This is a genomic window from Cellulomonas sp. P5_C6 (genome assembly GCF_054049635.1).
Genome location: NZ_JBFULZ010000250.1, coordinates 1 through 4,974, shown reverse-complemented (window position 1 = coordinate 4,974; position 4,974 = coordinate 1). Strand labels below are relative to the sequence as shown.

Genomic DNA, 4,974 nt, shown 5'->3' with positions numbered 1-4,974 from the left:
CGGCCCGGCTCACCCCGGACCCCGCCGACCGCGTGCGGCGGCTGATCTCGGCCGCGGAGAGCGCCTGGCGGGCGGGGCTGCCGGACACGGCCGTCGACCTGCTGGCCCGCGCGTCCCGGCTGCCGCAGACCCCGGACCTGCGGATCCGCGCGGCGTCCCTCGACGGCGCGGTCGCCGCCCGCACGGGATCGGTCGAGCGCGCCCGGGACGTGCTCGTCGCGGCGGGGATCGAGGCGGCCGACGCGGACCCGGACGCCGCGATCCGGCTGCTGGCGGACGGCGTGCTGGCCAGCCAGTTCGCCGGGGACATCGCGACCGCGGCCTCCGCCGCCGCCCGCATCGGGGACATCGAGGCGCGCACCCCGGCGGCCGCGTGGGTCGGGCTGATGGCCACGGCCGTCGCCGGGGTGCTCGCGGGGAACGGCGGGCCCGACCTGCTGCGCACGGCCATGGCGCAGGCGGAGYAGTTCCTCGAGGACCCGGTGCTCGCCCCGTGGCTCGTCGTCGGCCCCCTGTACCTGCGGGAGAGCGCGGTCGGCCGGGACGTGATCCCGACGGTGGTCGCCCACACCCGCCGCCGCAGCGACATCGGCGGGCTGCCGTCCCTCCTGTTCTACGTGGCCCGCGACCAGGCGACGACGGACCGCTGGGACGACGCCGTCGCCGGCTACACCGAGGCCGTGCACCTGGCGCGCGAGGCCGGGCAGTCCACGGACGTCGCCGCGTGCCTGGCGGGCCTGGCGTGGCTCGAGGCCCGCCGCGGCGCGACCGACCCCTGCCGCTCGCACGCCGCCGAGGCCCTGGCGATCACCCGCGCGCACCACCTCGGCTTCTTCCAGGCGTGGGCGATGCACGCGGTGGCCGAGCTCGAGCTGGGGTTCGGCCGCGCCGAGAGCGCGCTGGCCGAGTACCGGGAGCTGGACGCCCTGCTCACGGAGCTCGGGCTGGTGGACGTCGACCTGTCGCCCGCCGCCGAGATGGTCGAGGCGATGGTGCACCTCGGACTGCACGACGAGGCCACCGCCCTCGCCGCGTCGCTGACCGAGCGGGCGGAGGTCAAGGGTCAGCCGTGGTCGCTCGCCCGCGCCGCGCGGTCGGCCGGCCTGACCTGCCCGGACGACGACGTCGACGTCTGCTTCGGGGTCGCGCTGGCGTACCACGGGCACACGGTCGACGACTTCGAGACGGCGCGCACCGAGCTGGCGCACGGCTCCCGGCTGCGTCGGCTCAAGCGCCGGACCGACGCCCGCCCGCACCTGCGCGCCGCACTGGCCACGTTCGACCGCCTCGGCGCCGTCCCGTGGGCGGACCAGGCGGCCGCCGAGCTGCGCGCCACCGGGGAGACCGCGCAGCGCCGCAGCGCCACCGGCCTCGACCACCTCACGCCGCAGGAGCTGCAGGTCGCCCGCATGCTCGCCGGCGGCCGGACCACCCGGGAGGCCGCGGCGGCGCTGTTCCTCAGCCCGAAGACCATCGAGTACCACCTGCGGAACGTGTACCTGAAGCTCGGGGTCCGGTCCCGCAGCGAGCTGGCCGAGGCGCTCCCGGACTGAGGGGTCACCCGAGTACGGTGCGAGGACGGGAGGTGGCCGACGATGGCGGCAGACGAACCCGGTGAGGTCGTGGCCCTGGACCTGACCACCCGCAAGACGTACCGGTACCTGCGCGTGTCCGTCGTCGGGATGGCGCTCCTGCTGGGGACGTCGCTCGTGATCGAGATGCTCTGGGGCGACAGCCCGCGCCTCGGCTCGATCAGCGCGTACTACTACACCGCCGTGAAGGCCGTGTTCATCGGCTCGCTGGTCGCCATCGGCCCCGCGCTGATCGCGATCAAGGGCCGGCCCGGGTGGGAGGACGCGCTGCTCGACCTCGCGGGCATGGTGATCCCGGTCGTCGCCTTCGTGCCGACCCCTCTCCGGCGCGGCTGCGAGGCCGGCGTCGAGACCTGCCTGCCGCCCGAGCTGGTGCCGGGGGTCGAGAACAACATCAGCGCGCTGCTGGTGGTCGGCGGCGTCGGGCTGGTGTTCGCGTGGTGGAGCGCCCGCCCGCGGGGCCGTGCGATGACGATCGCGCTGCTCGTGGCCACCGGGGTCTGGCTGGCGTTCGGGCTCTGGTTCGTCCTCTCGCGGAACACGTTCCTGACCGGGGCCCACTACGCGTCGGCGATCACGTTCTTCGCCCTGATCGCCGCCGTCGCGTGGATCAACGGCCGCCGCGCACCGGAGCGCGGGAACGTGCGGGGCATGACGCCGCACGGGTACGCCGGCACCTACAAGGTGATCAGCCTGCTCATGGTCGTGACCATCGTGGTCGCCGCCGCCCTGTACGCGATCGCCGCGCTGTCCGGGTTCACGCTCTGGTTCGCGACGATCCTGGTCGTGGAGGCGATCCTGCTCGTGCTCTTCGTCGTCTTCTGGGTGCTGCAGACGGCGGAGAACTGGAACGAGGAGGCGGTCGAGACCGCCCCTCCGGTCCCCTGAGTCAGTCCGCCACCACGACCCGGATCTCGTTGTTCCACGGGTCCTCGAACGCCAGCACCCGGCCGTCGTCGCGGACCGCGATGCCGCGGCTCGCCAGCCGGGCCCCGAGGGCGCCGCGCTCGTCTGCCGTCGGCAGCTCGATGGTGACCTCGCCCAGCCCGAGCGCGGGCCACCGGCCCTGCGCACCACGGCTCTGCCACGTGTTCATGGCGAGGTGGTGGTGGTACCCGCCGGCGGAGACGAACAGCGCCTGCGTGCCGTACTCGGCGGTGACCTCGAAGCCGACCGTGTCGACGTAGAACTGGTGGGCCGTGGTGATGTCGCCGACCTTGAGGTGCACGTGGCCCACCGCGGCGGCGCCGTCGAGCGCGTCGGGGTCGGCCAGGTTCTCGCGCAGGAAGCCGTTCGGGTCGAGGTACTCGGTCGCCATCGCCACGCGCCCGTTCTCCCAGCCCCACTGCTCGCGCGGCCGGTCCCAGTACAGCTCGACGCCGTTGCCCTCGGGGTCGTCGAAGTACAGCGCCTTGGACACGAGGTGGTCCGAGCTGCCCGTGAACGAGGACGGGAAGTGCCGCGCGACCGAGAAGACCGACGAGGCGAGGTCGGCCTGCTGGTCGAACAGGATCGCCGTGTGGAACAGGCCGGCGGCGGACGACGGCGCGTGCTTGAGCAGCGGCGTGTGCTCGAGCACGACCGAGGGCACGCCCTGCCGACCGAGGGTCACGCGGTCGCCCTCCTGGCTCAGCACCGCGAGGCCGATGCCCCGGGCGTAGTAGTCGGTCATGCCGTCGAGGTCGCCGACCTTGAGGGTGACGGCGCCGACGTCGGTGCGGCCGTCCAGGACCTCGCTCATCGGGTCAGCCCGAATCCGCCGGTCCACGACGTCTGCTCGGTCGCGGCCAGCGCGATCTGCAGGAAGCCGAACGCCTCGAGCTCGTGCGCCCGCTTGAGCGACCCGGCGTCGACCGCCCGCAGGCCGCCGGCCTCCACGATCCCGCTGAGCTGCGCCTTGGCGTCCGCGTCGTCGCCAGCGATGAGCACGGTCGTCCGCTCCTCGCCCACCTCGCCGCTGGTGAGGGTGGCGCCGAAGGTCGTGTTGAAGGCCTTGAGCACGGTCGCGCCCGGCACCTGCTCGGCGAGGACGGCGGCGGCGGAGCTCCCGGCCGGCACGACGAGCCCGTCGAAGGTCGTGGGGTCGATCGGGTTGGACACGTCGACCAGCACCTTGCCGTCCAGCTGGCCCTCGTACTGCCCGAGCACCTCGGCGTACGCGCCGTAGGGCAGGGCGAGGACGACGATGTCGCCCGTGATCGGGTCACCGACCGACCCGTGCTTGACCCCGGGGATGGCGACCTTGACCGGGTTCCGCGTGAGCACCTGGGCGTCGTTGCCGCCCGCGACGACCCGCCACGCGATGGCCGCCCCCATCGTCCCGGCCCCGATGACCGTCACTGTGCTCACAGCGTCTCCTCCTCGATTGGTTGTTGCTTCAAGCATCTTAGCGCTAATAGTTGTAGCGTCAAGCATTTGATAGGGTCGGCGACATGGACGACGTGCGATGGCTCGACGACGCGCAGCTGCGCGCCTGGAAGAAGCTCATCGCGGTGGTCGAGCTGCTCCCCGGCACGCTCGAGTCCCAGCTGCAGCGCGACTCCGGCCTGAGCCACTTCGAGTACTTCACGCTCGCCATGCTCTCCGAGGCACCGGACCGCACGCTACGCATGACGGCGCTCGCGGCGCACACGAACTCGACGCTCGCGCGCCTGTCGCACGTGGTCAGCCGGCTGGAGAAGCGCGGACTGGTCCGGCGCGAGCCCTGCGCCGAAGATCGCCGCGCGACGAACGCGATCCTCACGGCCGACGGCTGGACCGCGGTCGTCGCCGCCGCACCGGGCCACGCCGCCACCGTCCTGGCCACCGTCATCGACCCGCTCACCGCGGCCGACGTCGCCGACCTGGACCGGGTCATGAGCCGCATCCTCGAGGTCCTCGACCCCGCGCACGTCATGGTGGAGCTCGCACCGACCGATGACTGAGGTGTGCTGCTCACCCTCACGCTGATCGGCTTCCTCACCCTCGCGGCGGCCCTCGCCGTGCGGTGGGTGCTGAACCGCGTCGACTCGCTGGGCCGGGTGGCCCCGTTCCCGAAGATCAGCGTCGGGCTCTCCCTCGTGCTCGCGCTGTGCTGCGCGGTCCCGCTCGTCGTCCAGTCCGTCGTCGAGCACCGGCTGCAGCGCGCCGCCGTCGAGATCGCCGGCGGCCCCGTGCAGGTGCACTGCCAGGGGCTCGGGCAGGCGTTCCTCGACCTCGGCCCCGAGCTCGGGTTCGTCCGGTGGGGTCCGGGTGGCGTCCCCGAGCGCTCGACCCTGATCAAGCAGGCACCCTGCGCCCACCTGCGGGCGTGGCTGTGGTCGACCAAGTCCCGCCCGACGCTCGACCAGGTCGTCGCCGTGCACGTGCTCACCCACGAGACCATGCACATGGTCGGCATCAC

6 protein-coding genes are annotated in these 4,974 nt (G+C 73.3%); 4 read left to right on the top strand and 2 right to left on the bottom strand.

Annotated elements, in window-relative coordinates; translation table 11 throughout:
• Both ACXJKG_RS19275 and ACXJKG_RS19270 read left to right on the top strand, forming a co-directional pair.
• Window positions 1–1,553: helix-turn-helix transcriptional regulator (locus ACXJKG_RS19275; protein ID WP_456847346.1), on the top strand; the 1,553-nt coding region annotated here is incomplete at its 5' end.
• A 42-nt stretch (window positions 1,554–1,595) separates the two neighbouring features.
• The gene (locus ACXJKG_RS19270) at window positions 1,596–2,480 is read left to right on the top strand and encodes a hypothetical protein (RefSeq protein WP_456847345.1); all 885 of its coding nucleotides are present in this window, start codon (window positions 1,596–1,598) and stop codon (window positions 2,478–2,480) included.
• A 1-nt stretch (window position 2,481) separates the two neighbouring features.
• On the opposite strand, the gene ACXJKG_RS19265 is transcribed toward ACXJKG_RS19270, so the two are convergent.
• On the bottom strand, window positions 2,482–3,333 hold the full coding sequence (locus tag ACXJKG_RS19265) for a VOC family protein (protein ID WP_456847344.1): 852 nt from the start codon (window positions 3,331–3,333) through the stop codon (window positions 2,482–2,484).
• Window positions 3,330–3,941: an NADPH-dependent F420 reductase gene (locus ACXJKG_RS19260; protein ID WP_456847343.1), complete on the bottom strand. Its 612-nt coding sequence runs from the start codon at window positions 3,939–3,941 to the stop codon at window positions 3,330–3,332. The genes ACXJKG_RS19265 and ACXJKG_RS19260 overlap by 4 nt, the downstream gene beginning before the upstream one ends.
• 83 nt (window positions 3,942–4,024) lie before the next feature.
• Here ACXJKG_RS19260 and ACXJKG_RS19255 point away from each other — a divergent pair, with 83 nt between their 5' ends.
• On the top strand, window positions 4,025–4,516 hold the full coding sequence (locus ACXJKG_RS19255) for a MarR family winged helix-turn-helix transcriptional regulator (protein ID WP_456847342.1): 492 nt from the start codon (window positions 4,025–4,027) through the stop codon (window positions 4,514–4,516).
• 3 nt (window positions 4,517–4,519) lie between these two features.
• Window positions 4,520–4,974 (top strand): hypothetical protein (locus ACXJKG_RS19250; RefSeq protein WP_456847341.1); only part of this gene is annotated, 455 nt, incomplete at its 3' end.

Coding starts and splice junctions, on each gene's coding strand:
- ACXJKG_RS19265 (WP_456847344.1), bottom strand. CDS start 3,333: ATGAGCGAGGTCCTGGACGGCCGCACCGACGTCGGCGCCGTCACCCTC.
- ACXJKG_RS19255 (WP_456847342.1), top strand. CDS start 4,025: ATGGACGACGTGCGATGGCTCGACGACGCGCAGCTGCGCGCCTGGAAG.
- ACXJKG_RS19270 (WP_456847345.1), top strand. CDS start 1,596: ATGGCGGCAGACGAACCCGGTGAGGTCGTGGCCCTGGACCTGACCACC.